The sequence below is a fragment of the Streptomyces sp. NPDC104581 genome (genome assembly GCF_055583685.1).
The window spans coordinates 94,198-116,521 of record NZ_JBVJNN010000021.1 but is presented as its reverse complement, the minus strand read 5'-3'; the positions used below and the strand labels follow the sequence as shown (position 1 = coordinate 116,521).

Here is a 22,324-nt window from a genome sequence, read left to right as displayed (position 1 = left end):
TGGGAGGAGACCCCAACGGGAACCGTTCTGTGGGTCAACCCAAAACCAAACAGAGCAAGGACAACAACCCCCCCCCCCCCCCGCCGGGGGGGGGGGGGGGGGGGCGCCCCACCCCCCCCCCCCCCCTCCGTTTCTCCGTGGTGGCCCGGCCGCCGTCGGAGGCAGGGCCGGCCGGAAGCCGGTCGGTCCAGCGGGTCAGTCCAGCCGGTCAGTCCAGCGGGTCGGGCCATTCGTGAACGGGCAGCAGTTCCCGGAGACTTGCCGATCGGGCACGGCCCAGGACCACCTCGGTGTCGAGGTTCGCCTGATCGATCTGGCGGATGAACTCCCGGCAGCGGCCGCACGGCGGCAGTACGTGCAGGACGCCCTCGTCGCTGCGCCAGACGGCCACCACCTTCGCGATGCGGTACTCGCGGGCGGTGACCATGGCGGCGATGGCCGCGTGCTCAGCGCAGAAGCCCGTGCCCGAACCGGTGTCGACGCACACGCCCGAGTACTGATTGCCCGCCTCCGTGACCAGCGTGGCCGCCACGTCGCCGAACAGCCGGTCACCCACGGTCCGCGGATTCAGCACGGCCTGGGCGGTGGCGATGAGTTCGTCGTTGGACGGGATGGTGGTCATCCGCCGGAAGCTACCGCCACCGCGGCCGGGACGTCACCGCATTTACGCGCCGGGTCCGGGCCGGGTCCCGTAAGTCGTGCCGGACCCGGCGCGGCCCCGGCCCCGGGGCCCGCTCAGCGGACGGCGCCGAGCCGCGCCGTGAGTTCGTCCAGGTCGGTCACGAACCAGACGTCCCGGCCCCGGTTCGCCTCCCGTACGAGATCGCGCAGCGCGGTGCCGGTCCCGAGGTGGTGCGAGATGTCGCCGACAACGGCCAGCCGGAGCCGGTAGTTGGCCAGCTTCTGGAGTATCCCGCCGGCGACACCGCTGCTGAGGTCGTAGAAACGGTCGTCGAACCGTCCGGCCGGGACCGCGACCAGTTCCGCGCCCTGGAAGGCCGCGCCGACGAGATGGTCGAGCGCGTCCTGTTCGGTGGCGATAGTGGCGCCGTCCGGGTCGCAGACCAGTACCTGTACGCCGCTGTGCTCCACCAGAAGATCAGCCACGGCCGTTCTCCCATCCCTCGGAGGGCAGCAGGTCGTTGCCCGGCCCCAGGACACTGTCGACCAGGTTCAGCAGGTCGGCCGTCTCGGCGGCGCTGCCGAGGATCACGATCTTCATACGGGTCCGCTCCGGGTCGTAGACGGTCTGGATGCGCAAGGAGTGCGCCTGGCCGCGCGTGGACTGCGCGCTCGCCGTGACGAAGGTGCTCAGCCGGCTCGCGGCGTCCGGCCCGACCGAATCGATCTGCACGATGCTCGACACCTCCAGGTGCCGTCCGCGCGGAACGTCCGCCGCGGCCGACTCGTCGGTCTCCGGCTCCGGGGAACCGGTCAGCGCCTCGAAGTCCGCCCGGCTGATCCGGTACTGCTTGCCGATCCGTACGGCCTTCAGCCGCCCGTCACGGACATAGTTCCGCACGGTCCGCACGTGCAGCCCGAGCCGTTCGGCGACCTCACCGACCGAGTACAGCTCACGCTCTCCGCTCTCCATGAGTATGCATATTACCTCAAGCTGCTCTACCGATCGCTCAAAGAGGATGGATAAGGAGTGATGCGTAAGTAATGGCGAGGCGATGAGGTGGCGAGACGGTCCGGATGGGGTCCGCCCGCCGGCCGGACCGCGTCGCTCAGGCGCGCCGTGCCCGTGCCGCCCATACTGTGCGCTCGGTGCGGACCGTGAGGTCGTCCCGGCGGGTGATGCCGTGTGGACCGTCGGCGTCGAGCAGCCGGTCGAGAGCCGCCAGATCCTCGGCGGCCAGCGTCTCGGCGACGCCGCCGCGGATGCGGCGCAGGCTGCTGAGGGCGTAGCTGCCGACCGCCTCGGTGTGGGGCGGTCCGAGGTTCACGGTGATGGTGCGCTCACCCTCGACGGTGAAGCCGGCGGCGGTCAGCTTGGGCCCCCAGTCGGCGCCTCGGTGCGGCATCTGCTCGGCGTGCTGGCGGTCGAGCGCCGCATGGCAGCGCTCCTCGAGGCCGGGCCGCTCCGCCGGGGCGTCGGCGGGCAGGAACCGCGGGAAGCCCGCCAGTTCGACCACGGCGAACAGTCCGCCCGGCGCGAGCGTGTCGTGCACCCGGCGCAGGACGCGGTCGGGCTCGGCCATGTGGTGCATGGAGGCCGACGCCCAGACGAGGTCCGGGGTGCCGAGGTCGGGCCAGCCGGTGTCGAGATCGGCCTGAACCGTACGCACGTGGCCCGCCATCCCGTCCGACTCGGCCTTCTCCAGGAGCCGGTGGAGGTGGGCGGCGGATGTGTCGACGGCGGTCACCTCGGCGCCGGGGAAGCGCCTGAGCAGCGCGAGAGTACCGGCTCCGGTTCCGCTGCCCAGGTCCACGATGTGCCGGGGGGCGGCTTCGACGGGCAGCCAGGCGGTGATGGACGCGATGTGCTCGGCGAGCACTTCCGCGTCCAGGTCGAGGATCTCCGCCTGGTCGTGGTCGTGGTCCAGGTCCTGGCCGTGGCCGTGGCCGGCGCCGTCGTGCTGGTGCTTGTGCTGGTGCGATGCGGGTGTCATGACCGCACGCTAAGCGGACCGGTGGTGCCCGGCGGCACCGCTTTCCGAACGCGCAAGAAGGTGGCTCTCCGCGCTGCCGAACCGGCAAGCCGCCGCGGCTCTACCGCGTGCCCGGCCCGTCCGGCCCGCCCGGCCCGTCCGGCGGCTGTCCGCCCGCGCCGCCCTGGTGCCCGCGCCGCGCGTCACGGTCGAAGATCCCCAGGACCTCGCACGGGCCGCCCTCCGCCCCGATCGCGTGCGGAAGCATCGTGGGGAACTCCGCCGCCTGGTTGGTCTCCACCCGGAAACGGCGGTTGCCCAGCAGCAGGACCGCGGTGCCGGAGAGGACGACGAGCCACTCGTGGCCGGGATGGGCACGCATGCGCGCGGGGTTGTCGGGCGGCGGATCCGTCACCCGCTGACGTACGACCGTCAGGTCCGGAGCCGCCCGCACGGGCCACCGCATCTGCTGATGGGCCGCGTCGATCGTCGGGCTGGAGATGACGTCGTCCGCGGCCGTCTCCACGAGCTGGTCGAGCGAGGTGTCCAGGGCGCGGGCGAGGGTGACGAGCTGGTCCAGGGCGAGACGGCGCCGGCCGGTCTCGATCCTGCTGAGCGTGGAGGGGCTGAGCCGCGCGCGGGTGGCCAGCTCGTCGAGGGACCAGCCCTGCGCCACCCGTAGCGCGCGGATCCGCTTGCGTACGAGGCTGTCCAGCTCACCATCTTCTTGCGTCATGAGCAACATGTTATGCCGCATGCGCAAGTCGCGCCTAGCGTGGGGCGCGCGGGCCGCTCGGGGCCCGCTCACCACCAGGGAAAGGCGGCGCACATGTCCGTGACGACTGTTGACAGGGAGCACGAGTCGGAACACGAGGCGGAGCGCGCGCACGAGCGCGAGTACGACGCCGTCGTGATCGGCGGCGGCGCCGCCGGACTGAACGGCGCGCTGATGCTCGCCCGTTCCCGCCGCTCGGTCGTGGTGATCGACAGCGGCACGCCCCGCAACGCGCCCGCCGAGGGCGTGCACGGCCTGCTCGGCCAGGACGGCGTCCCGCCGGCGGAACTGCTGCGCAAGGGGCGCGAGGAAGTGCGCGGCTACGGCGGCCGGATCGTGGCCGGCGAGGTGACGGACGCCGTCCCGGCGGACCCGGCCCCCGGCGGCGACCCCCGCTTCGCCGTGGCCCTCGCCGACGGCGCCGTACTGCGGGCGCGCCGACTGCTGGTCGCCACCGGGCTGCGCGACGAACTGCCCGACGTCCCGGGGCTGGCCCGGCACTGGGGCCACGGCGTGGTGCACTGCCCGTACTGCCACGGCTGGGAGGTGCGCGACGAACCCATCGGCGTCCTGGCCGTGGGTCCGGCCTCCGTCCACCACGCCCTGCTGTTCCGCCAGTTGACCGATGACCTGGTCTACTTCACCCGCGGCACCGAGCTGGACGACGGCACCCGTGCGCGCTTCGCCGCCCGCGGCATCGGCGTCGTGGACACCCCCGTGGCGTCGGTCGAGTCCACCGGATCATCCACCGGCAGTGGCGGCGGGTTCGGTATCGAGGGCGTGCGGCTGACCGACGGCCGCACCGTACCCCGCCGGGTCATCGCAGTCGCGACCACGATGTCGGCCCGCACCGACGGCCTCGACGGGCTCAAGCTGCCGACGGAGGATCTGCCGGGCGGTACGGGCCGCCACTTCGCGTCCGGCCCGGCGGGTGCCACATCCGTCCCGGGCGTATGGGTGGCGGGCAACGCCACCGACCCCGCCGCCCAGGTCGGAGCCTCGGCGGCGGCCGGCGCCCTGGCCGGCGCACGCATCAACGCCGACCTGGTGAACGCCGACACGGAGGCCGCTCTCGCCGCCGCGCCCCTCGGCTGAGTGAGGCTGTCGCCCCAGCCGACCTGGACCATCGCGTGGGGTCAGCGCACGACGTCGAGCACGTTGAGCTGGAGACCGTTGTCGTACACGGCGTGCTCGACCAGCTTCAGCTTCTGCGTGTCCTTGTCCGTGGTGCTGAACAGCCGCTTGCCCGCGCCCAGCAGCAGCGGATACACGAGCAGGTGGTAGCGGTCGATCAGGCCCGCGTCCGAGAGGGCGTGGTTCAGGGCGGCGCTGCCGTGGACACTGATCGGGCCGCCCTCGGTCTCCTTGAGGGCGGCGACCTCGTCGAGCGAGCGGAGGATGGTGGTCTCGCCCCAGTTCGGGACGAGGCTGTCCTCGGTGAGGGTGGTGGAGACGACGTACTTCGGCAGGGCGTTGTAGCGGGCGAACTCGTCCATGCGCGGCCACACGGGGCTGAACGCCTCGTAGCTGACCCGGCCCATCATGAGCGCCGTGGCCTCCTGCTGTTCACGCTCCTTGATGTCGTAGGCCTCGGGGAGGAAGTCGACTTCCTTGAAGGTCCACCCCGAGTTCCGGTAGCCGGGCTCGCCGCCCGGGGCCTCCATGACGCCGTCGAGCGAGACGAAGGCGGTGCTGATCAAAGTACGCATGGTTCTCTTCCCTGCTGTCGGTTGTGGGTCTTCGACGGTTCCGGACGGTGCCTCGGCGGGTGGGACCGGCGGTCGCTCGATGGCTCGGGGCCGTCAGGCGAGGAGATCGTTCAGCCACCGCTGCCAGGCGGCCTCGGCCCCGTCCGCGTCCGTGCCGGGCGCGAAGAGGTGGTGGAACATCAGCACGACGCCCGAGCCGTGGTGGAAGGTGTAGAGCCCCTGGTCCGTACGCAGCCCGACGCGCTCGGCGTCCACCCACACCACCTCCCCGTCCAGCGGCGCCAGTCCGGGCGGCTCGGCCCGGCCCCGGACGCCGGCGGCCACCGGGTCCGGCAGCGACAGCCCCCGGACCAGCGCCGCCCGCACCTGGTGTGTCGTCCTGCCTTCGGACGGCGCCATGGCGAAGACCGGGACGCCGGCGCGTCCGGGGAAGTGGGCCAGATACTCGTGGAGCGTGTGGAGGTGGAAGGGCCAGCCGCGGCGCAGGGCGTCGTACTCGTCCTGCCAGTCGTCGCCGAGCAGACCGCTGTGGACGACGCGGAGCACGGTGCTGCCCCGGTCCCGCCCCTCGATCAGATACTCGAAGGCCATGAACCGGCCGTTCTCGTCCTCCGGCGTACGGCTCGCGAAGCGCTTGCCCGGCTCATAGGCGGTGATCACCGCCTCCTCGCGGTGTCCGCCGGTCTCCATGGAGGCGGTGCCGCCCTCGCGCGGCTCGACCTCGTTGCGGCCCATGAACCAGGAGTCGATCCCCGGCCCCGTCGCGATCGCCTCCCAGACCTCTTCCGGGCTCGCCGGCAGGGTCGTCTCCAGCTCGATCCCGAACGGGTGCGTCATGACCGGTCCTCCTGTCCTGCTTCGGGTTGGTTCCTGTGCGTCCGGCCTGGTTCCGGCGGAGGCACGGCGGGGATCTGGTGGAGCCCGACGATCACGCGGTGACTGCGTCCGCCGGAGGCGGACTCGTCGTGGTACCGGCCGACGAGCGTGGCCACGCTCCGGGCCAGTTCGTCGGCGAACTCCCGCCGGTCGGCGGCGGACGCGAAACGCACCTCGGCGTCGACACCGAAGGACGCGACCCGCTGCCGGGCCCGCGCCGCGCCGCCCAGCAGCGCCCCGACCTCCTGCACCAGCCGGGCCCCCAGGGCGAGCAGCCAGCGGGCCGAGAGCTGGTCGGGCGCACGGGAGGGATCCGGGCTGACGGCGGCCAGGGCGGTGGGTGAGATCACGTAGGAGGCGGCGGTGGCGCGGAACACCCGCTCGGTGACGTTGCCCCTGCGCCGCTCCTCGGCCAGCTCGACCAGCGCGTGCCGCTCCAGCTCCTTCAGGTGGTAGTTGACCTTCTGTCTGGGCAGCCCCAGGCGGGTGGCCAGCATGGCGGCCGAGCCGGGCTCGGCGAGGGCGGCGAGGATCCGGGACCGTATCGGGTCCAGGGACGCCTCGGCGGCGGCGGGTTCTTCGATCACGGCGACGTCCAGCACGCCTCCAGGATGCGACCGACAAATAAATTTGTCAAGACAGGAATTCCTGTCGGTGCACGCCGGTGACGCCGGACGCGGCGGACCTCGGACTTGTCGAATATCGATATGCTCCGCTACGTTGGGCATATCGAAAATCGATAGGATGGGGCCCTGATGAACACGCGACTGACGAGGACTCTGGCCTCGGTCACCTACGCCCTGGCGGTGCTCTGCGGGCTCGCCTTCCTCGGTACGGGCGTCACGCACATGCTCGACGACGGCGCGATATGCGTACGGACGGACTTCTGGCGCAACGCCACACTGGCGGACGGCCTGCCCGTCGCCGACGGCGTCAACGCGTCCAGCAGTGCCGCGACCCTCTGCCAGGACGGACCCTCCGTGGGGCAGCGCGCCGCCGACCTCGGGCACGAGCTGCCCTGGCTGCTGTTCGGCTCGCTCGCGCTGCTGCTCTTCTCCCGGCTGCTCAAGACCGTGCTGTCGCAGGGGCCGTTCACCGACGCCGTCGCCCAACGGCTCACCGTCCTCGGCTGGTTCGTCGCCGTGGGTACGCCGCTTGCGGGGCTCGTCGTCGGGTGGTCGCAGTCCTGGCTCGTCGGGAGCATGGCGCCGATCGTGGGATCGGGGCCGACGGTCACCGGGCCGCTGGTGCTCGTCCTGGCCGGTCTCGCGGCCGTGATCATGGGCAGGATAATGGGCGAGGGCGTACGTATGCGAGAGGACCTCGAAGGGACCATCTGATGCCCGATGAGGAACTTCACTCGATCCGGATCCATCTCGACCGGATCCTCGCCGAGCGCGGGATGACGCTCACCGAACTGTCCGCGCGCGTGGGCATCACCGTCGTCAACCTGTCCGTGCTCAAGAACGGCCGGGCCAAGGCCATCCGCTTCTCGACCCTGTCGAGGATCTGCGACGTGCTCCGGTGCCAGCCCGGAGACCTGATCACCCATGACCCCGCCGACCCGCCATGAGCCCGCGTGCTACCGCCAGGTCGCGGTGTCCGGGTCGATGCCGTGGGCGCGCGCACTGGCGTCGATGATCCGGCGGAACCACGCGGCGAGTCCCGTGCGGACGCCGTCGTAGTGGGCGGCGAACCCCGGTTCGGCCTCGTACCTGCGGCCGAGACAGACCTGCATCTGCCTGGTCAGGGGGAAGTACGAGGCGAAGACCTCGCGGTGCCGCTCGACGAGCCGGTTCGCCTCCGGGCTGCCGGGCGTGACACCGGCGTCCATCGCCTCCCCGAGCGCGCGGTCGAGGTCGGCGACGGCGTCGGCCACGGCCCGCCACTCCTCCGGGCCGCGGGCGGCCGAGCGTTCGGCGTACTGACGCCACTGCGTCGTGTCCCCGTAGCGCGCACGTGCTTCGGCCGCCCTGTCCGGGTCCCACCCGGGGCCGAAGATCTCGGCCCGCTGCTCGACGGTCAGCAGCGGACCGCGCTCGTGGGCGTCGATCATCCGGTCCAGTCCGTCGCCGAGCCGCTGGAGGCGCTCGATCCGCTCGGCGACCTGTGCGCGCTGTGCGCGCAGCGCGGCGGGCACGTCCGCCGTCGAGTCGTCCAGGACGGTCCGGATACTGTCCAGACCGAGGCCGATCTCGCGGTGGACGACGACGCGGTGCAGGCGTTCCAGATCGCCGGCGGTGTAGAGCCGGTATCCGGCGGCCGTACGCAACGAGGGCCGCGCCAGACCGATCTCGTCCCAGTGGTGCAGCGCGCGGACCGTCACTCCCAGGCGCGAGGAGACCTGACCGACGGTCAGACCGGCCCCGTCCCCGTCGCCGCCGTCACCCTCCTCGTAGCCGTAGCCGTAGCCGTCACCGCTGCCGTCCGCGCCGGAGTCCGTGGCATCACGCATGGTCCCCATTGTCGTCGCGCCCCGCGGACGGCGGGGTGATCCCGACGGCCGCGAGGTTCCGTGCCTCCTGGCTCGCCGGATCGAAGGGCTTCGCCGCGGTGAGGACGATCCGGGCGTTCTCGGGGGTGGTCACCGTCACGTCGCGGGTGTTCCAGGGCGTGTCACGCGGCCCGTCGACCGAGTCCGGGCGCAGTGCGCGGCAGTCCTCCACGAGGGAGTCGACCTGGCCGAGCACGCACGCGAAACTGAAGCTGATCGCCGGCGCCCGCTCCGGGACGCTCTCCGCGGCGACGAGCAGTACGTCCTGGAAGGCCCACCGGCGCAGATGCACCAGCGTGCCGGGGATGCCGAACAGCTCGAAGAACCCGAGACCACGGGTCCAGAAGTCCACCGACCCCGCCAGATCGGTCGTCGGCACCGTCACGAACGCGGGCATTGCGTAGATCCCGCGGAACGGCTCCGGCGGGACGGCGTCCGGGCCGGGATCGGGTACGGGACTGATCTCGAACGCGTTGTAGTAGTCGCTCATGCGGCTCACTCTCCGGCCTCACGCCACGTGAGGGTCAAGCCCGTTCCCGGTGGCGGTCGAGCGCCACCGCAGAGGAGCGGGACAGCCCTTAGAGTCGCCCGTATGCCTGACCTCTCCTACCTCGCCGCCGTCCGGGAGTCGTACGACACGGTCGCGTCCGACTACGTCGGACGCGTCAAGCCCCCGGCGGAGCTGGATCCGCTGTCGCGGGGGATGCTGGACGTCTTCGCCGAGGTGGTGCGGACGGCCGCCCTCGGGCCGGTCGCCGATCTGGGCTGCGGGCCCGGCAGGGTCACGGCGTATCTCGCCGAGCGGCGCGTGCCCGCGTTCGGCATGGATCTGTCGCCCGCGATGGTCGAACTGGCCCGCGCCGCCCACCCGGAGCTGCGTTTCGACGTCGGCTCGATGACCGCGCTCCCGATCGAGGACGGCGGCCTCGGCGGCATACTCGCCTACTACTCCACGCACCACACACCGCCGGCGCTGCTGCCGGTGGTGTTCGGCGAGTTCCTCCGCACCCTCGCGCCCGGTGGCTCGCTGATGCTGTCGGGACACGTGGGCCCCGACCGGCATCTGCGTCCCACCCAGGCGTACGGCGGCCGTCCGGTGTCCTACGAGTCCTACCTGCTGCCGCCCGACCGGATCGCGGGACTCCTGAAGCAGGCCGGGTTCGTCGTCACCGCGCGGCTGGTGGAGGAGCCCGCCGAGGGGGCCGAGCGCGGCATCGCCACCTTCCTCGCCCACAGACCCGAGCCCTCTTAGGCCGTGTCTGACAAATCCCGCCTGGCCCGCGGCGCCTGGTACGGCACCTCGCCGCGTTGCCGGACTCGGCCGAGTACGCCCGGTACGAGTCCGATCCTCCGCCTCGCGATGCACCGCACCAGCCGCCGCGAGCCCCGCCCTACGGGCGGACGGCGCCATTTGTCAGACACGGCCTGGCCGAGGTGCGTATCCGGCCGGGGTGGTCGTGTCGGGCCCGTGGGCCCTGTCCTGCGTGATGCGTACACGCCATAATTCGGCGCATGGTCACAGACAGCGGCACAACTCCCCCCACCAGTACTGGACTTGGGCGCAGAGGGATCCTCGCCGGGGCCCTCGCGCTCTCCGCCACCGCGCTCGTCGGTGCGGGCTCCGCGACGGCGACGGCGGCGGCCGGGCGCACCGGGACGAGGCGCGCGCTCGCCCCCTCCGACTGGCTCGCCGGGATCGGCGACTCCACCCCCGTACAGCGCCTCACCCTTCCCGGCACGCACAACTCCGGCGCGCGCAGCGGCGGTCTGTACGTCGCGTGCCAAGGGACCACCATCGCCCAGCAGTTGAACACCGGAGTGCGGTTCCTCGACATACGGTGCCGGGCGTTCGAGAACGCCTTCCCGATCCACCACGCCGCCTTCTACCAGAACCTCAACTTCGACGACGTCCTCACCGCGTGCCGCGACTTCCTCCAGGCGCACCCGTCCGAAACCGTACTGATGCGCGTCAAGCAGGAGTACTCGACGGAGAGCGACGCGGAGTTCCGGCGGATCTTCGACACCTATCTGGACGGCAAGGGCTGGCGTTCCCTCTTCCGGTTCGACAGCACCCTGCCGACGCTCGGCCAGGCCCGCGGCAAGGTGGTACTGCTCGCGGACAACGGCGGGCTGCCCGGCGTGCGGTACGGGGACGGCGGACTCTTCGACATCCAGGACGACTACCAGGCCGAGCCGGGCGCCAAGTACCCCAAGATCGAGGCCCACTTCCGCAAGGCGGTGCAGCAGCCGGGCAAGCAGTTCATCAACTTCGTCAGTACCGCCGCGCTGCTGCCGCCCCGCTGGAACTCCGACCGGCTCAACCCGCAGGTGCACTCGCTGCTCGACGGGTCGGAGGGCGCCGGCTGGCGCGGGCTCGGCATCGTGCCGCTGGACTTCCCGGAGACCAGGGCCGGGCTGGTGGACTCACTGATCCGGCACAACTAGGACGGCCGGGGCAGCCACCCCCGGGTGTTTCCGGCCCGTGGCCGAGGACGCCTCTACACTCGCGGCCATGGCATGCCGCATCAGTGAACTGGTCATCGACGTCGCCGACCCCGAGCGGCTCGCCGCGTTCTGGAGCGAGGTGCTCGGTTACGTCGAACTCGACCGGGAGCCGGACGGAAGCATCGAGATCGGGCCGCCGGACGTGGGCTTCGGCGGCCCGCAGCCCACCCTCGTCCTGAGCCCGAGCAGCGCCCCCAGGACCGGGAAACTCCCGCTGCACATCGACGTCAACGCCACCGACCGCGACCAGGACGCCGAGCTGGAGCGGCTGCTCGCGCTCGGCGCGCGGCGGGCGGACGTCGGCCAGGACGGCACCGAGAACTGGCATGTCCTGGCCGACCCGGAAGGCAACGAGTTCTGCCTCCTGCGCCGCCGCCTCCGGCCCCTCTGACGCGGTCGGCTCCGACGACCACGGACAGCCCGGCCCGTCAGGCCCTCGTCGCGCCCGACGCGCCGGTCGGGGGCGGCGTCGAGGCCCCCGGGATGCGGATCGCGGCCACCGTGCCGCCGCCCGCGGCCGGGCGGAGCGCGATCTCGCCACCCGTCAGCTGCACCGTGCGCGCCACGATCGACAGGCCGAGCCCCGAGCCCGGCAGCGCGCGGGCCGACGGGGAGCGCCAGAAGCGTTCGAAGACGTGCGGCAGTTCCTCCGCCGGGATACCGGGCCCGTGGTCCCGTACCGTCAACTCGCCCCGCTCGCCGAGCGCGACCTCCACCGCCGCGCCCGGCGGGCTGAACTTCACCGCGTTGTCCAGCACGTTGACCAACGCCCGCTCCAGGGCGGCCGGTTCGGCCCGCACATACCAGGGGTGCAGCGTCACCTCTATCGTCAGGTCCGGCCCGCGCAGCCGGGCGCGTTCCAGGGCGCTCTCGACGATCGTGTGCAGCGCGACGACCTGGAGGGGGCCGGGGTCGGGGGCGTCGGGGCGGGACAGTTCCTGGAGGTCGCCGATCAGCGAGGCCAGCTCCGTCATCTGCGCCTTCACCGACGCCATCAGCGCCGTACGGTCCTCCGGGGGGATCGCGCGGCCGGTCTCCTCGCTGCGGGCGAGCAGTTCGACGTTCGTGCGCAGCGAGGTCAGGGGGGTACGAAGCTCGTGGCCCGCGTCGGCGATCAGCTGCGCCTGCCGGTCGCGGGACGAAGCGAGGGCGGCCGTCATGGAGTTGAACGAGCGGGAGAGACGGGCGATCTCGTCCTCGCCCTCGGCCGGGATGCGCAGGCCCAGATCCTCGGTGCGCGCGACGTGCTCGACCGCGCGGGTCAGCCCGTCGACCGGGCGCAGACCGGTCCTGGCCACCCAGAGGCCGGCGGCGCCCGCGCCGATGACACCGGCGCCGGCGACGGCGGTCAGCAGCAGGGCGAGCCGGTTCAGCGAGGCGTCGATCTCGTCGAGGGGGCGGGAGACGGAGACGGTGACCTGCGCGCCGGCCGGACCGAAGGGGACGCGCTGGGTGTGGACGCGTACCGGGGCGCCCTTCTCGGTCGTGGAGTCGTGCAGGGTGTCCTGCTCCGTACCGCGCGCCACGGCGATGTCGGCGGGCTGGACCTGCACCGGCTGGGAGGAGGCGTCCACACACCGGCTGCCGTCGCGGCCGACGACCTGGACGTAGGCGAAACCGGGGTGGGAGGGCTCGGGAGGGGTCTGGCCGAGGGCGCACCGGTTCAGCGCGTCCTGGACCAGGTTGTTCGGGGCGGAGGTGTTGCGGAGCGAGTTGTCCAGCTCCGCTTCCAGCTGGGCGCGGGTGAGCAGCCAGCAGGCGACGGCCGCCGCCGCGACGGCGACGGCGACGGCGGTGGCGACGAGCATCGCGAGCCGGGAGCGGAGCGGCAGCGTACGCAACCGCCGGGCGAGAGAGGTCACTCGGCGCCGCCGGGTCCGCCGGGTCCGGAGGGTGCGGGGCCGGGTCCGGCGGGGCCGGGGCCGCCGTCGGTACGGAGCGCGTAACCCACCCCGCGCACGGTGTGGACCAGCCGCGGTTCGCCGCCGCTCTCGGTCTTGCGCCGCAGATACATCACGTACACGTCCAGGGAGTTGGAGCTGGGCTCGAAGTCGAAGCCCCAGACGGCCTTCAGGATCTGCTCCCGCGTCAGCACCTGACGCGGGTGGGCGAGGAACATCTCCAGCAGGGTGAACTCGGTACGGGTCAGCTCCACCCGGCGCGTGCCCCGGGTGACCTCGCGCGTCGCCAGGTCCATGCGCAGATCGGCGAAGGACAGGGCGTCGTCCTGCGGCAGCTCCCCGCCCGCCGACCCGGCGTACGAACTGCGCCGCAGCAGCGCGCGGATCCGGGCGAACAGCTCGTCCAGCTCGAAGGGCTTCACCAGATAGTCGTCGGCGCCCGCGTCGAGCCCGGTGACCCGGTCGCCGACCGTGTCGCGCGCCGTCAGCATCAGGATGGGCACGGTCGATCCGCCGGCCCGCAGCCGGCGGGCCGCCGTCAGGCCGTCCATGCGCGGCATCTGGATGTCGAGCACGATCAGATCGGGCTGGTAGACGGCGGCCTTGGCGAGGGCGTCGACACCGTCGACGGCGACCTCGGTGCCGTACCCGTCGAAGGCGAGGGAACGCTGGAGCGCCTCCCGGACGGCGGGCTCGTCGTCGACGATCAGGACGCGCTGCGGATCGCCTTCGGCGGGGCTCATGTCGTCGCTCTCCCTCTGGACGGCTGCGGAAACGGAAGCGGAAACGGCGCGGGCGGGGCCGGGTCCGGGGTCGGCAGGGGCCCCGGACCGCACCCCGGGTCTTCAGCCTCGCACGTCGGGTGGGGACTGGGCCGTGTCTTCAAAGTAGCGCCGTCCGCCCGCAGGGCCCGGCCCCCGCCGGGCGTCGCGGGCCGGGCGGGACTTCGAAGAGACGGCCTAGTCGCCGTTCCCGGCGCGGAGCGTGCTCAGGTCGGACTTGACCGTGTTGACCGGGATGGCGAAGCCGAGCCCGACGCTGCCCGCCGACGAACTGTCGCCGCTCGAACCGCTCGCCGAGAACATGGCCGAGTTGATGCCGATGATCTCGCCGTTCATGTTGATCAGCGCGCCACCGGAGTTGCCCGGGTTGAGCGACGCGTCGGTCTGGATCGCCTTGTACGTGGTGGTGGAGGAGCCCTCGTCGCCGTTGAACTGCTGTCCGCCGAACTCGAACGGCCACCGGCCCTCGTCACCGCCCTGCTGCTGCCGCTGACCCTGGCCCTCGTCCTTCGACACGGTGACGTCGCGGTCGAGCGCCGAGACGATACCGCTGGTCACCGTGCCGGTCAGCCCCTCGGGCGAGCCGATCGCCACGACCTCGTCGCCGACCTTCACACTGCCGGAGTCGCCGAGCGCCGCCGTCTTGAGTCCGCTCGCGCCCTGGAGCTTGATGAGGGCGAGATCCTTGTCCGGGCTGGTGCCCACGACGTCCGCGGTGTACGTCTTGCCGGTGCTGAGCTGTACCTTCACCGTCTGCGCGCCCGCGACGACGTGGTTGTTGGTGATGATCTCGCCGTCCCCGGTGATGACCACACCGGAGCCGGTGGACTGTCCGGCGTCCGACTGCGCCTGGATCTCCACTATGGCGGGGGAGACGGCCGCCGCCACACCCGCGACCGTGCCCTTGCTGCTCTGCGAGACGGTCGTGCCGGTGACGGTGCTCGCGGTGGTGCCCGTGGAGTCGTTGGTCAGGGTCGAGGTCAGCGCCGCCGTACCACCGCCGACCACGGCCGCGACGAGCGCGGCGGCGGCGAGCAGCGCGACCGGCCGCCGGGCGCGGCGGGCGTGGCCGGGGGAGTGCGCGGGGGACGCGGATCCCCAGCCCCAGGTGGCGTGCCCGGCCTGCGCGTGGTGGGTGTACGGGGCCTCGGGCGCGTGCCGGCCGTACGGCGCGTCGGAGGCGCCGTACGTGTGCTGCCCGGCGGGCTCGTACGGAGGCGGCGGCGGGTACGACCGGCCGCTGCCGAGGTCCTGCTGGTTCGGGTCTTCGTCGCTGCGACGCTGGTTGTCGGTCATGTCATCGACAATCCGCCCGCTGGATGAGAGCTGTCTGAAGACGTTCTGAGAAGCCCGACAGAACCTCGTATGTCCCATATAAAGGCGGCCCTCGCGGGCCGCCTCCACACGGTCGGGACGGACTCAGAAGCAGCCGCACGAGCGCCGTACGATCAGCGCCGACGGGAACTGCTTCACCCGTTCCCGGCGCGACCCCGCCACCCGCAGCCCGTCGTCCAGCACCAGGTCCACCGCGGCCCGCGCCATCGCGGGCCGGTCCGACGACACCGTTGTCAGCGGAGGGTCCGTGAGACCGGCTTCCTTGACGTCGTCGAAGCCGGCCACCGCCAGCTCGCCCGGCACGTCGATCCGCAGCTCGCGCGCCGCCCGCAGCACACCGATCGCCTGGTCGTCGGTCGAGCAGAAGATCGCCGGCGGCCGGTCGGGCCCGGCGAGCAGCTTCAGCGCGACGTTGTAGGCGTCGTACCGGTTGTAGAGCGCCTTGAACAGCCGCCCCTCCGTCGACAGACCGGCCTCCCGCATCGCCCGCCGCCAGCCCTCGACATGGTCGGTCACCGGGTCACCGACGACCGGCGTGGACTCCACGCCGCCGAGGCACGCCACGTACGGATGACCGTGCTCCAGCAGATGCCGGGTGGCCAGCTGCGCGCCGCCGATGTCGTCGGTGACGACGGCCACGTCGTCGATGCCCTCGGGCCGCTCGTGCAGCAGTACGACGCGGGCGTCCCACGCCTCTATCTCCGCGGCCGCGCGCTCGCTCGGGCCCTGGCTGACCAGGATCAGCCCGGACACCCGCATACCGAGGAAGGCCCGCAGATAGTGGACCTCGCGCTCGTTGCGGTAGTCGGAGTTGCCGACGAGCACCATCTTTCCGCGCTCGGCGGCTGCCTGTTCGACCGCGTGCGCCATCTCCGCGAAGAACGGCTGGCGCGCGTCGGGCACGACGACCCCTATGAGGTCGGTGCGCCGCGACGCCATCGCCTGCGCGACGCGGTCGGGCCGGTAGCCCAACTCCTTGATCGCGGCGAGTACACGCTCGCGCGTGGCCGGGGCGACCGGCCTGGGTCCGTTGTTGATGACATAACTGACGACCGCGGTCGAAGTCCCCGCCAGTCGTGCCACGTCGTCCCGCGTCACCTTGGCCACGCGCGGCAGTCTACGCGTGGTGACCTACCTCCCGGCAGGCCGTACGGCGGCTTCCCGTACCTCGGACGTGTCGGCCGTGTGCGTGCTGTCGTCGGCGGCACCGTCCGCGGGGCCCGCGGCCCTCGCCTTGGCGGCAGCCTCGGCGATGGCCTTCGCCTTCGCCTCCTCCGCCGCGCGCTCGACCTTCTCCGGCGTGACGAAGCGGTAACCGACGTTGCGGACCGTGCCGATCAGCGACTCGTGCTCGGGGCCGAGCTTCGCGCGCAGCCGCCGTACGTGCACGTCGACCGTCCGCGTACCACCGAAGTAGTCGTAGCCCCACACCTCCTGGAGCAGCTGCGCCCGGGTGAAGACCCGGCCGGGGTGCTGCGCCAGATACTTGATCAGCTCGAACTCCTTGAAGGTCAGGTCCAGGACCCGGCCCTTCAGCTTCGCGCTGTAGGTCGCCTCGTCCACCGAGAGATCACCGTTGCGGATCTCCATCGGGGAGTCGTCGGTCGAGATCTGCTGGCGTCCGGTGGCCAGCCGCAGCCGTGCCTCGACCTCGGCCGGGCCCGCTGTGTCGAGCAGGACGTCGTCGATGCCCCAGTCGGCGGTGACGGCGGCGAGGCCGCCCTCGGTCACCACGAGGACCAGCGGGCAGCCGGGTCCGGTGGAGCGCAGCAGCTGGCAGAGCGACCGCACCTGGGGCAGGTCGCGCCGGCCGTCGATCAGGATGACGTCCGCTCCGGGGGTGTCGACCAGGGCCGGTCCCTCGGCCGGGGCCACCCGTACGTGGTGCAGAAGCAGTCCGAGAGCGGGCAGCACCTCCGTCGACGGCTGGAGGGCGTTCGTGAGCAGCAGCAGAGAACTCATCGCTGCCCACCTGCCCGGTTCGGACACCCGTGGTGCGTCTGCGTCATTGGCTCGCCCATTACGTCGGTTCCTCCTCGGTCCCTGCAAGGGGGCACCTCCCGCACCCTGAAACGCGGGGGCGTATGTGGCATCGCCTTCCGTCCCGCGCTCCGGGTCGGAAAGCGCAAAAGGACCCGGGGGCTACATTGCCCGGATCCTCTTCCGGAGCAGAATAACCCAGATGTGCTCAGTGTCAGAGGGCGCGAACAGCGGGTCATCACTTCTCCGGCCCCCTCCGGAGGCGCCGATTGCCGTGGCGGGGCTGGGGATCGGCCATCATGGAGGGCCGGCGGAATCCGGCGGGAAAATTGCCGAGAATTAGATGGAGGAGTACGCCATGGCAGCGGGGACCATCCGCTTCTGGGCCGCGGCCAAGGCGGCGGCGGGTGTCGCCGAGGAGCCGTACGCGGCGGACACCCTGGCCCAGGCACTGGACACGGTGCGGGACAGACACCCCGGTGAGCTGGTGCGGGTGCTCCAGAGGTGTTCGTTCCTCGTCGACGGCGATCCCGTCGGCACCCGTGGGCATGAGACCGTACGGCTTGCCGAGGGCGGCACGGTCGAAGTGCTCCCGCCGTTCGCAGGAGGGTGAACAGCCGAGCATGAGCGACGACCAGTACAACGGGCAGGGCCAGTACAGCGGCCGGTACGACGGACAGCAGGGGTACGCGGGGAGTCACGGCTCCGAGCCGTATCAGCAGGACTACGCGCAGCAGCAGTACCAGCAGCAGGCACCGCGGCAGCACTACCAGCAGCAGCCGTACCAGGAACCGTCCGACGGGCAGGACGCGCAGACCTGGGAGGGCCAGACCTGGGACACCCGGTACCAGCCACAGGTCCAGCACCAGCACCAGCACCAGCCGCAGCCGTACTCCCCGCAGCCGCAGTCCCAGCCCCACCCCCACCCCCAGTCGGCCGCCGCCGACACCGCCTATCTGCCGCAGCAGTCAGGCGCCCATCCGCTGCCCCCCGAGGTCCCGGCTCCCGGACAGCAGCCCTACGGCACCCCGGCCGGCCCGGCACCGGCGCCCGCTCACGTGCCCGCCGCTCCCGCGGCCCCGGCCGCCGACAGCTACGGCGCTCCCACCACCATGGGCAACGCCCGCATCACCGACGCCCAGCGCGCCCGCGCCGAGGGCCGGTCGCCGATCATCCCGCCCGGCATCCAGCCCGCCGGGCTCACCGCCGTACTGGCCCTGCTGCTCGCGGGCGGCGCCGCCGTCGGACCGTGGGCGCTGGCCGTCCCGCTGGTCGTCCTCCAGGCGGTCACCGCCGCGGGCTGGTTCCGGCTCAACGGCATGTGGCCCGCCCGCCAGGGCATCGCACTCGCCTTCGCGGGCGCGCTCGTCGCCGACGCGGCCGTCCTCTCGGTCGGCGACGACCACGCGCTGGCCGCGATCCTCGGCACCCTCGGTGCCTGGGTGCTGCTGACGGTCGTCCTGCAACTGCGCAGCTACGCGAGCGCCGACGAACGGATGCAGGGCCTGATGGCCACCGTCGCCTCCGCCGCGCTCGCCATCATCGCCACCGGGGGTCTCGCCGCCGTGCCGGACGCCGTGACGGTGGGCGCGGTGGCCGTGGCCGCCGCGACCGTCGCCCGCGCGCTCCCGCTGCCCGGCGCCGTCTCGGTCGTGGTCGCGCTCGCGGCCGGCGCGGGTGCCGGTGCCGCGGCGGGCGGACTGACGGACCTCGGCGGCCAGGGCGCGCTGCTCGGCCTCGGTGCCGGGGTGTGCGCGCTGATCGGCCTGCGGGTGGCCAGCTACGACTACCCGTCGCGCTTCGTGCACATGACGGCCGGGGTGGCGCTGCCGCTGACGGTCGCGGTCCCCGCGATCTACCTGCTGGGACGGGCCCTTTGAGCCCGTCCGGTGGCTGAGGACGGACCGGCCCGGGGACTCGACGGGGACCCGCCCCCCGGGCCCGTCGGACAACCGTCCCGGTAACGCCCCAGGAACCGAACCGCCGCTCCGGGCGTCGACCCATTAGGCTCACGGCGTCACGGGGGCTGGGCCGGTACGACCAGGGTGGGGGACACCGAGCAATGCGCGCACTGCGAATTCTGCTGATCTTCGTCGTGATCCTCGGCGGGCTGTTCGTCGCCGCCGACCGGGCCGCGGTGCACTTCGCCGAGACCGAGGCGGCGAGCAAGATCAAGAGCAGTCAGGGTCTCGGCCGCGAGCCCGAGGTCTCGATCAAGGGCTTCCCCTTCCTCACCCAGGTGGCGAACTCGAAGCTGAACGAGATCGAGGTCAGCATCGGCGGGATAACCGCCACCACCGAGGGCCGTGAGGTCGAGGTGACCGAGGTGCGGGCCGAACTGCGGGACGTGAAGGTGAACAGCACCTTCTCGTCGGCGGTCGCGGGCAGCGCGGAGGGCTCCGCCCTGATCTCGTACGAGGACCTCACCAAGTCGGCGCCGAAGGGCGCGACGGTCGGTTACGCCGGGCCGGAGCGGGCGGCGAAGGGGCAGGTCAAGGTCTCGGGGCCACTGGGCGATCTGGTGGAGGGCGCGGGCATCGACGTGCCGGACGCCCTCAAGGGGCTGCTGCGGGACGACTTCACGACGTACAGCACCGTCTCCCTGGAGGGCGGCGACAAGGTCCGGCTGCGCGCGGAGGACCTGCCGACCCTGCCGGTGCCGGGTGTCGGCGACAAGCTGAAAGAGGTCGTCGACTACGACCTGACGATCGACGGGCTGCCGTCGACCATCACGCTCGACAAGGTCACGGCGACTGAGGACGGTCTGCGGTTCTCGGGCACGGGCCAGGACGTGGACCTCACCGGCTGACGGCGCGGGCCCTCCGGCCCGGACTCTCCGAAAGGCCGGGCGGCCGTCCCCCACGGCGGTCCCACAGCAGCGCCCCACGGCAGTCCCACGACCTCACGACCCCGCGCCCGGGCGGCCCGTTCCACCCCTCTCCGTATCGTGAGACGCAGATGTCCACCTCGTAGATGGAACGGCGGTGCGTCGGCCGCGGGCCCCGGCCCGGGGCCGCCGGGAACGCCCATTGGTCCCGTATCTCGGACGATCCTGTCTCACGATTCGACACGCCGGTGACATCGCACCGTATCCGTCCTTACGATCGGACGCATGCAGTGCTTCATCAGCGGTCTCCAGCAGCGGGGACAGGCGAACCTCACGAAGCGGCGGGCAGTCGACCTGTGCCGCGTCGCCGCCATGCTCTGTCGCACCGCCTGAGCGGGACACGTCCGCCCCGCCCCCTCTCTCCGGCCCTTCGACCATGTCAGGGCCACCCCGTGCCGTACGCAGCCCGCCGCGCCCCCGTGCCCGGAAGGCGCCGCCGCCCGCACCACCCGCCGCACACTGCCCCGGAGGAGAACACATGAGCCGCAGCGACGTCCTGGTAGACGCCGACTGGGTCGAGGCCCACATCGACGACCCGAAGGTCGTCATCGTCGAGGTCGACGAGGACACCTCGGCGTACGAGAAGAACCACATCCGTAACGCCGTGCGCATCGACTGGAAGCAGGACCTCCAGGACCCCGTGCGGCGTGACTTCGTCGACCAGGAGGGCTTCGAGAAGCTCCTGTCCGCGAAGGGCATCGGCAACGACGACCTCGTGATCCTCTACGGCGGCAACAACAACTGGTTCGCGTCCTACGCCTACTGGTACTTCAAGCTCTACGGCCACGAGGGCGTCAAGCTCCTCGACGGCGGCCGCAAGAAGTGGGAGCTGGACTCGCGCGACCTGGTCGACGCGGTGCCCGAGCGCCCGGCCACGCAGTACAAGGCCAAGGCCCAGGACACGTCCATCCGCGCCTTCCGTGACGACGTCGTCGCCGCGATCGGCAGCCTCAACCTGGTCGACGTGCGCTCGCCCGACGAGTTCAGCGGCAAGCTGCTCGCCCCGGCGCACCTCCCGCAGGAGCAGTCGCAGCGCCCCGGCCACGTGCCGAGCGCCCGCAACATCCCGTGGTCGAAGAACGCCAACGACGACGGCACCTTCAAGTCGGACGACGAGCTCAAGGCCCTCTACGAGGAGGAGCAGGTCGACCTGGCGAAGGACACCATCGCCTACTGCCGCATCGGTGAGCGCTCCGCGCTCACCTGGTTCGTCCTGCACGAGCTGCTGGGCCAGGAGAACGTCAAGAACTACGACGGCTCGTGGACCGAGTACGGCTCCCTCGTCGGCGTGCCGATCGAGCTCGGCGCCAACAAGTAGTCCAGCCCGCGCGACACCGTCCCGCGAGACCACCTGCCTGACCCGGAGGACAGATCCCATATGTGCGGAGCGAAGGCCGGCGGCCCGGACGCCTCGGCGATCAAGCCCGGTGAGACCACCATCCAGGGTTCCGTGACCCGTGACGGCGAGCCCGTCACCGGCTACGTGCGCCTGCTGGACTCGACCGGAGAATTCACCGCCGAGGTGCCGACCTCGGCGACCGGACAGTTCCGCTTCTACGCGGCCGAGGGCACGTGGACCGTGCGCGCGCTCGTGCCGGGCGGTACGGCGGACCGCACGGTCGTCGCCCGGACGGGTGGGCTGGCCGAGGTGGCCATCGCGGTCTGAGGCCGGTTCCGCGGCGGCACCGCCGCGGCCCTGCCGAGCGGGGCACGAGCGGCCGGAGGACCGCACCCCAGGGGGTTGGACGCTTCCTGAGACGGGGTGCGGTCCTCCGTGCCAGTCGTAAGCTCGATGTATGTACACGCGACGCCGTCGCCGTTACTTCGTGCTGATGGGCGGATGCATCGTCCTCTTCGTCAGCGCCTGGGCGTTCGTGCGCCTGTGGTCGGTGCCGGCGGCGATCGGGATGTGTGTGGTGGCGATGGTCATCCCCCCGGTCGCGGCGATGATCGCGAACGCGCGCGGCCCGGACGACCGCTGGTGGGACGACGCGTCGGGCGACCCCGAGTCCGACGAGTGGTGGGACGAGCTGGACGGCAGGAAGAAACCACCGCGGAAATGACGCCGTCGGCACACGCCGGACAGCTCGGGCGCCGCGCCGCGCAGTACGCCTCAGTACACGAGTGCCTGCGCGTCGTCGGCCATCGCCTCGCTGACGAAGACCTGGGCGCCCGCGATCCGCACACCCTCCAGCACGTCGTCCTCCGCGATCCCGCGGCGTGCCGCGCACTGTGTGCAGAGCGTGATCCGGCCCGCCGACTGGATCGACTCGATCAGGTCCGGCAGTGGCGCGGCGTGCGGCAGTTCAAATTCGGCGGCCCGGCCCGGCAGGGCGAACCACGCGGACTCACCGGTCAGCCAGAGGGAGACCTCCACACCGCTGGCCGCGGCGACCGCCGCCACGGTGAACGCCTGGGAGCAGCGCTCGGGGGCGTCGGCGCCGGCGGTTACCTTGATCACGAGCTTCTTCGCCATGCCCCGAACT

29 protein-coding genes are annotated in these 22,324 nt (G+C 72.0%); 13 read left to right on the top strand and 16 right to left on the bottom strand.

Features of this window, described 5'->3' with window-relative positions:
- Positions 1-208 precede the first annotated feature (208 nt).
- From ACZ61E_RS19235 to ACZ61E_RS19215, 5 genes are all read right to left on the bottom strand, one after another.
- The gene (locus ACZ61E_RS19235) at positions 209-622 is read right to left on the bottom strand and encodes a cytidine deaminase family protein (RefSeq protein WP_469700861.1); all 414 of its coding nucleotides are present in this window, start codon (positions 620-622) and stop codon (positions 209-211) included.
- A 113-nt stretch (positions 623-735) separates the two neighbouring features.
- The gene (locus ACZ61E_RS19230) at positions 736-1,107 is read right to left on the bottom strand and encodes a DUF4180 domain-containing protein (RefSeq protein WP_469700860.1); all 372 of its coding nucleotides are present in this window, start codon (positions 1,105-1,107) and stop codon (positions 736-738) included.
- A complete protein-coding gene (locus tag ACZ61E_RS19225) occupies positions 1,100-1,594 on the bottom strand; it encodes a helix-turn-helix domain-containing protein (RefSeq protein WP_469700859.1) in 495 nt (164 codons plus the stop codon). The genes ACZ61E_RS19230 and ACZ61E_RS19225 overlap by 8 nt, the downstream gene beginning before the upstream one ends.
- A gap of 136 nt (positions 1,595-1,730) precedes the next feature.
- Positions 1,731-2,615 carry a class I SAM-dependent methyltransferase gene (locus ACZ61E_RS19220; RefSeq protein WP_469700858.1) on the bottom strand — a complete coding sequence of 295 codons (885 nt, stop codon included), beginning with the start codon at positions 2,613-2,615 and terminating at the stop codon, positions 1,731-1,733.
- A 100-nt stretch (positions 2,616-2,715) separates the two neighbouring features.
- Positions 2,716-3,330 carry a helix-turn-helix domain-containing protein gene (locus ACZ61E_RS19215; protein WP_469700856.1) on the bottom strand — a complete coding sequence of 205 codons (615 nt, stop codon included), beginning with the start codon at positions 3,328-3,330 and terminating at the stop codon, positions 2,716-2,718.
- A 174-nt stretch (positions 3,331-3,504) separates the two neighbouring features.
- Between ACZ61E_RS19215 and ACZ61E_RS19210 the strand changes: the two genes are divergently transcribed.
- Complete coding sequence (locus ACZ61E_RS19210; RefSeq protein ID WP_469700885.1) at positions 3,505-4,464, top strand: NAD(P)/FAD-dependent oxidoreductase; 960 nt, start codon at positions 3,505-3,507, stop codon at positions 4,462-4,464.
- 41 nt (positions 4,465-4,505) lie between these two features.
- Here ACZ61E_RS19210 and ACZ61E_RS19205 read toward each other — a convergent pair whose 3' ends face one another.
- The 3 genes from ACZ61E_RS19205 to ACZ61E_RS19195 all read right to left on the bottom strand — a co-directional run bounded on the left by ACZ61E_RS19205 (position 4,506) and on the right by ACZ61E_RS19195 (position 6,556).
- Positions 4,506-5,078, bottom strand: coding sequence for a dihydrofolate reductase family protein (locus ACZ61E_RS19205; protein ID WP_469700855.1), 573 nt, complete (start codon positions 5,076-5,078; stop codon positions 4,506-4,508).
- 93 nt (positions 5,079-5,171) lie between these two features.
- On the bottom strand, positions 5,172-5,915 hold the full coding sequence (locus ACZ61E_RS19200; protein WP_469700853.1) for an SRPBCC family protein: 744 nt from the start codon (positions 5,913-5,915) through the stop codon (positions 5,172-5,174).
- Positions 5,912-6,556: an ArsR/SmtB family transcription factor gene (locus ACZ61E_RS19195; protein ID WP_469700852.1), complete on the bottom strand. Its 645-nt coding sequence runs from the start codon at positions 6,554-6,556 to the stop codon at positions 5,912-5,914. Before ACZ61E_RS19195 ends, ACZ61E_RS19200 begins: the two co-directional genes overlap by 4 nt.
- Before the next feature lie 153 nt (positions 6,557-6,709).
- On the opposite strand from ACZ61E_RS19195, the gene ACZ61E_RS19190 reads away from it, so the two are divergent.
- Positions 6,710-7,294, top strand: a complete 585-nt coding sequence (locus tag ACZ61E_RS19190) for a DUF2975 domain-containing protein (protein ID WP_469700850.1) — start codon at positions 6,710-6,712, stop codon at positions 7,292-7,294.
- Positions 7,294-7,527, top strand: a complete 234-nt coding sequence (locus tag ACZ61E_RS19185; RefSeq protein ID WP_469700849.1) for a helix-turn-helix domain-containing protein — start codon at positions 7,294-7,296, stop codon at positions 7,525-7,527. Before ACZ61E_RS19190 ends, ACZ61E_RS19185 begins: the two co-directional genes overlap by 1 nt.
- 9 nt (positions 7,528-7,536) lie before the next feature.
- Here the strand turns inward: ACZ61E_RS19185 and ACZ61E_RS19180 are convergent, their stop codons facing one another.
- Both ACZ61E_RS19180 and ACZ61E_RS19175 read right to left on the bottom strand, forming a co-directional pair.
- Positions 7,537-8,409 carry a MerR family transcriptional regulator gene (locus tag ACZ61E_RS19180; RefSeq protein WP_469700848.1) on the bottom strand — a complete coding sequence of 291 codons (873 nt, stop codon included), beginning with the start codon at positions 8,407-8,409 and terminating at the stop codon, positions 7,537-7,539.
- Positions 8,402-8,938: a VOC family protein gene (locus ACZ61E_RS19175; RefSeq protein ID WP_469700846.1), complete on the bottom strand. Its 537-nt coding sequence runs from the start codon at positions 8,936-8,938 to the stop codon at positions 8,402-8,404. Before ACZ61E_RS19175 ends, ACZ61E_RS19180 begins: the two co-directional genes overlap by 8 nt.
- A gap of 102 nt (positions 8,939-9,040) precedes the next feature.
- Here ACZ61E_RS19175 and ACZ61E_RS19170 point away from each other — a divergent pair, with 102 nt between their 5' ends.
- The 3 genes from ACZ61E_RS19170 (at position 9,041) to ACZ61E_RS19160 (ending at position 11,344) form a co-directional block, all read left to right on the top strand.
- Entirely contained in the window at positions 9,041-9,700 is a 660-nt protein-coding gene (locus ACZ61E_RS19170) for a class I SAM-dependent methyltransferase (RefSeq protein ID WP_469700845.1), read from the top strand.
- 260 nt (positions 9,701-9,960) lie between these two features.
- Positions 9,961-10,893, top strand: a complete 933-nt coding sequence (locus ACZ61E_RS19165; RefSeq protein ID WP_469700844.1) for a phosphatidylinositol-specific phospholipase C — start codon at positions 9,961-9,963, stop codon at positions 10,891-10,893.
- Between the two features lie 67 nt (positions 10,894-10,960).
- Positions 10,961-11,344 (top strand): VOC family protein, encoded by a 384-nt coding sequence (locus ACZ61E_RS19160; protein WP_469700842.1) that lies wholly within the window; start codon positions 10,961-10,963, stop codon positions 11,342-11,344.
- A 37-nt stretch (positions 11,345-11,381) separates the two neighbouring features.
- On the opposite strand, the gene ACZ61E_RS19155 is transcribed toward ACZ61E_RS19160, so the two are convergent.
- The 5 genes from ACZ61E_RS19155 to ACZ61E_RS19135 all read right to left on the bottom strand — a co-directional run bounded on the left by ACZ61E_RS19155 (position 11,382) and on the right by ACZ61E_RS19135 (position 16,933).
- Positions 11,382-12,815 (bottom strand): sensor histidine kinase, encoded by a 1,434-nt coding sequence (locus ACZ61E_RS19155; protein WP_469700840.1) that lies wholly within the window; start codon positions 12,813-12,815, stop codon positions 11,382-11,384.
- Positions 12,812-13,597 carry a response regulator transcription factor gene (locus tag ACZ61E_RS19150; RefSeq protein ID WP_469700839.1) on the bottom strand — a complete coding sequence of 262 codons (786 nt, stop codon included), beginning with the start codon at positions 13,595-13,597 and terminating at the stop codon, positions 12,812-12,814. The genes ACZ61E_RS19155 and ACZ61E_RS19150 overlap by 4 nt, the downstream gene beginning before the upstream one ends.
- A gap of 216 nt (positions 13,598-13,813) precedes the next feature.
- A complete protein-coding gene (locus tag ACZ61E_RS19145) occupies positions 13,814-14,932 on the bottom strand; it encodes a S1C family serine protease (protein WP_469700838.1) in 1,119 nt (372 codons plus the stop codon).
- 123 nt (positions 14,933-15,055) lie between these two features.
- Positions 15,056-16,078, bottom strand: coding sequence for a LacI family DNA-binding transcriptional regulator (locus ACZ61E_RS19140; RefSeq protein ID WP_147876589.1), 1,023 nt, complete (start codon positions 16,076-16,078; stop codon positions 15,056-15,058).
- Positions 16,079-16,102: 24 nt separating this feature from the next.
- Positions 16,103-16,933, bottom strand: a complete 831-nt coding sequence (locus ACZ61E_RS19135; RefSeq protein WP_469700836.1) for a response regulator transcription factor — start codon at positions 16,931-16,933, stop codon at positions 16,103-16,105.
- A 376-nt stretch (positions 16,934-17,309) separates the two neighbouring features.
- Between ACZ61E_RS19135 and ACZ61E_RS19130 the strand changes: the two genes are divergently transcribed.
- From ACZ61E_RS19130 to ACZ61E_RS19100, 7 genes are all read left to right on the top strand, one after another.
- Positions 17,310-17,564 carry a MoaD/ThiS family protein gene (locus tag ACZ61E_RS19130; protein ID WP_469700834.1) on the top strand — a complete coding sequence of 85 codons (255 nt, stop codon included), beginning with the start codon at positions 17,310-17,312 and terminating at the stop codon, positions 17,562-17,564.
- Positions 17,500-18,831 carry a hypothetical protein gene (locus tag ACZ61E_RS19125; RefSeq protein WP_469700833.1) on the top strand — a complete coding sequence of 444 codons (1,332 nt, stop codon included), beginning with the start codon at positions 17,500-17,502 and terminating at the stop codon, positions 18,829-18,831. Before ACZ61E_RS19130 ends, ACZ61E_RS19125 begins: the two co-directional genes overlap by 65 nt.
- A gap of 182 nt (positions 18,832-19,013) precedes the next feature.
- A complete protein-coding gene (locus ACZ61E_RS19120; RefSeq protein WP_469700831.1) occupies positions 19,014-19,760 on the top strand; it encodes an LmeA family phospholipid-binding protein in 747 nt (248 codons plus the stop codon).
- Between the two features lie 303 nt (positions 19,761-20,063).
- Positions 20,064-20,171, top strand: coding sequence for a putative leader peptide (locus tag ACZ61E_RS19115; protein WP_023540667.1), 108 nt, complete (start codon positions 20,064-20,066; stop codon positions 20,169-20,171).
- A gap of 145 nt (positions 20,172-20,316) precedes the next feature.
- A complete protein-coding gene (locus ACZ61E_RS19110) occupies positions 20,317-21,156 on the top strand; it encodes a sulfurtransferase (RefSeq protein ID WP_469700830.1) in 840 nt (279 codons plus the stop codon).
- Between the two features lie 60 nt (positions 21,157-21,216).
- Positions 21,217-21,504, top strand: coding sequence for a DUF1416 domain-containing protein (locus ACZ61E_RS19105; protein WP_355186987.1), 288 nt, complete (start codon positions 21,217-21,219; stop codon positions 21,502-21,504).
- A gap of 130 nt (positions 21,505-21,634) precedes the next feature.
- Positions 21,635-21,901 carry a DUF3099 domain-containing protein gene (locus tag ACZ61E_RS19100; protein ID WP_469700828.1) on the top strand — a complete coding sequence of 89 codons (267 nt, stop codon included), beginning with the start codon at positions 21,635-21,637 and terminating at the stop codon, positions 21,899-21,901.
- Positions 21,902-21,951: 50 nt separating this feature from the next.
- Here the strand turns inward: ACZ61E_RS19100 and ACZ61E_RS19095 are convergent, their stop codons facing one another.
- Positions 21,952-22,314, bottom strand: a complete 363-nt coding sequence (locus ACZ61E_RS19095) for a DsrE family protein (RefSeq protein WP_469700826.1) — start codon at positions 22,312-22,314, stop codon at positions 21,952-21,954.
- Positions 22,315-22,324 lie beyond the last annotated feature (10 nt).

Coding starts and splice junctions, on each gene's coding strand:
- ACZ61E_RS19235 (WP_469700861.1), bottom strand. CDS start 622: ATGACCACCATCCCGTCCAACGACGAACTCATCGCCACCGCCCAGGCC.
- ACZ61E_RS19225 (WP_469700859.1), bottom strand. CDS start 1,594: ATGGAGAGCGGAGAGCGTGAGCTGTACTCGGTCGGTGAGGTCGCCGAA.
- ACZ61E_RS19220 (WP_469700858.1), bottom strand. CDS start 2,615: ATGACACCCGCATCGCACCAGCACAAGCACCAGCACGACGGCGCCGGC.
- ACZ61E_RS19215 (WP_469700856.1), bottom strand. CDS start 3,330: ATGACGCAAGAAGATGGTGAGCTGGACAGCCTCGTACGCAAGCGGATC.
- ACZ61E_RS19205 (WP_469700855.1), bottom strand. CDS start 5,078: ATGCGTACTTTGATCAGCACCGCCTTCGTCTCGCTCGACGGCGTCATG.
- ACZ61E_RS19200 (WP_469700853.1), bottom strand. CDS start 5,915: ATGACGCACCCGTTCGGGATCGAGCTGGAGACGACCCTGCCGGCGAGC.
- ACZ61E_RS19190 (WP_469700850.1), top strand. CDS start 6,710: ATGAACACGCGACTGACGAGGACTCTGGCCTCGGTCACCTACGCCCTG.
- ACZ61E_RS19185 (WP_469700849.1), top strand. CDS start 7,294: ATGCCCGATGAGGAACTTCACTCGATCCGGATCCATCTCGACCGGATC.
- ACZ61E_RS19180 (WP_469700848.1), bottom strand. CDS start 8,409: ATGCGTGATGCCACGGACTCCGGCGCGGACGGCAGCGGTGACGGCTAC.
- ACZ61E_RS19175 (WP_469700846.1), bottom strand. CDS start 8,938: ATGAGCGACTACTACAACGCGTTCGAGATCAGTCCCGTACCCGATCCC.
- ACZ61E_RS19170 (WP_469700845.1), top strand. CDS start 9,041: ATGCCTGACCTCTCCTACCTCGCCGCCGTCCGGGAGTCGTACGACACG.
- ACZ61E_RS19165 (WP_469700844.1), top strand. CDS start 9,961: ATGGTCACAGACAGCGGCACAACTCCCCCCACCAGTACTGGACTTGGG.
- ACZ61E_RS19160 (WP_469700842.1), top strand. CDS start 10,961: ATGGCATGCCGCATCAGTGAACTGGTCATCGACGTCGCCGACCCCGAG.
- ACZ61E_RS19150 (WP_469700839.1), bottom strand. CDS start 13,597: ATGAGCCCCGCCGAAGGCGATCCGCAGCGCGTCCTGATCGTCGACGAC.
- ACZ61E_RS19145 (WP_469700838.1), bottom strand. CDS start 14,932: ATGACCGACAACCAGCGTCGCAGCGACGAAGACCCGAACCAGCAGGAC.
- ACZ61E_RS19135 (WP_469700836.1), bottom strand. CDS start 16,933: ATGAGTTCTCTGCTGCTGCTCACGAACGCCCTCCAGCCGTCGACGGAG.
- ACZ61E_RS19130 (WP_469700834.1), top strand. CDS start 17,310: ATGGCAGCGGGGACCATCCGCTTCTGGGCCGCGGCCAAGGCGGCGGCG.
- ACZ61E_RS19125 (WP_469700833.1), top strand. CDS start 17,500: ATGAGACCGTACGGCTTGCCGAGGGCGGCACGGTCGAAGTGCTCCCGC.
- ACZ61E_RS19120 (WP_469700831.1), top strand. CDS start 19,014: ATGCGCGCACTGCGAATTCTGCTGATCTTCGTCGTGATCCTCGGCGGG.
- ACZ61E_RS19115 (WP_023540667.1), top strand. CDS start 20,064: ATGCAGTGCTTCATCAGCGGTCTCCAGCAGCGGGGACAGGCGAACCTC.
- ACZ61E_RS19110 (WP_469700830.1), top strand. CDS start 20,317: ATGAGCCGCAGCGACGTCCTGGTAGACGCCGACTGGGTCGAGGCCCAC.
- ACZ61E_RS19105 (WP_355186987.1), top strand. CDS start 21,217: ATGTGCGGAGCGAAGGCCGGCGGCCCGGACGCCTCGGCGATCAAGCCC.
- ACZ61E_RS19100 (WP_469700828.1), top strand. CDS start 21,635: ATGTACACGCGACGCCGTCGCCGTTACTTCGTGCTGATGGGCGGATGC.
- ACZ61E_RS19095 (WP_469700826.1), bottom strand. CDS start 22,314: ATGGCGAAGAAGCTCGTGATCAAGGTAACCGCCGGCGCCGACGCCCCC.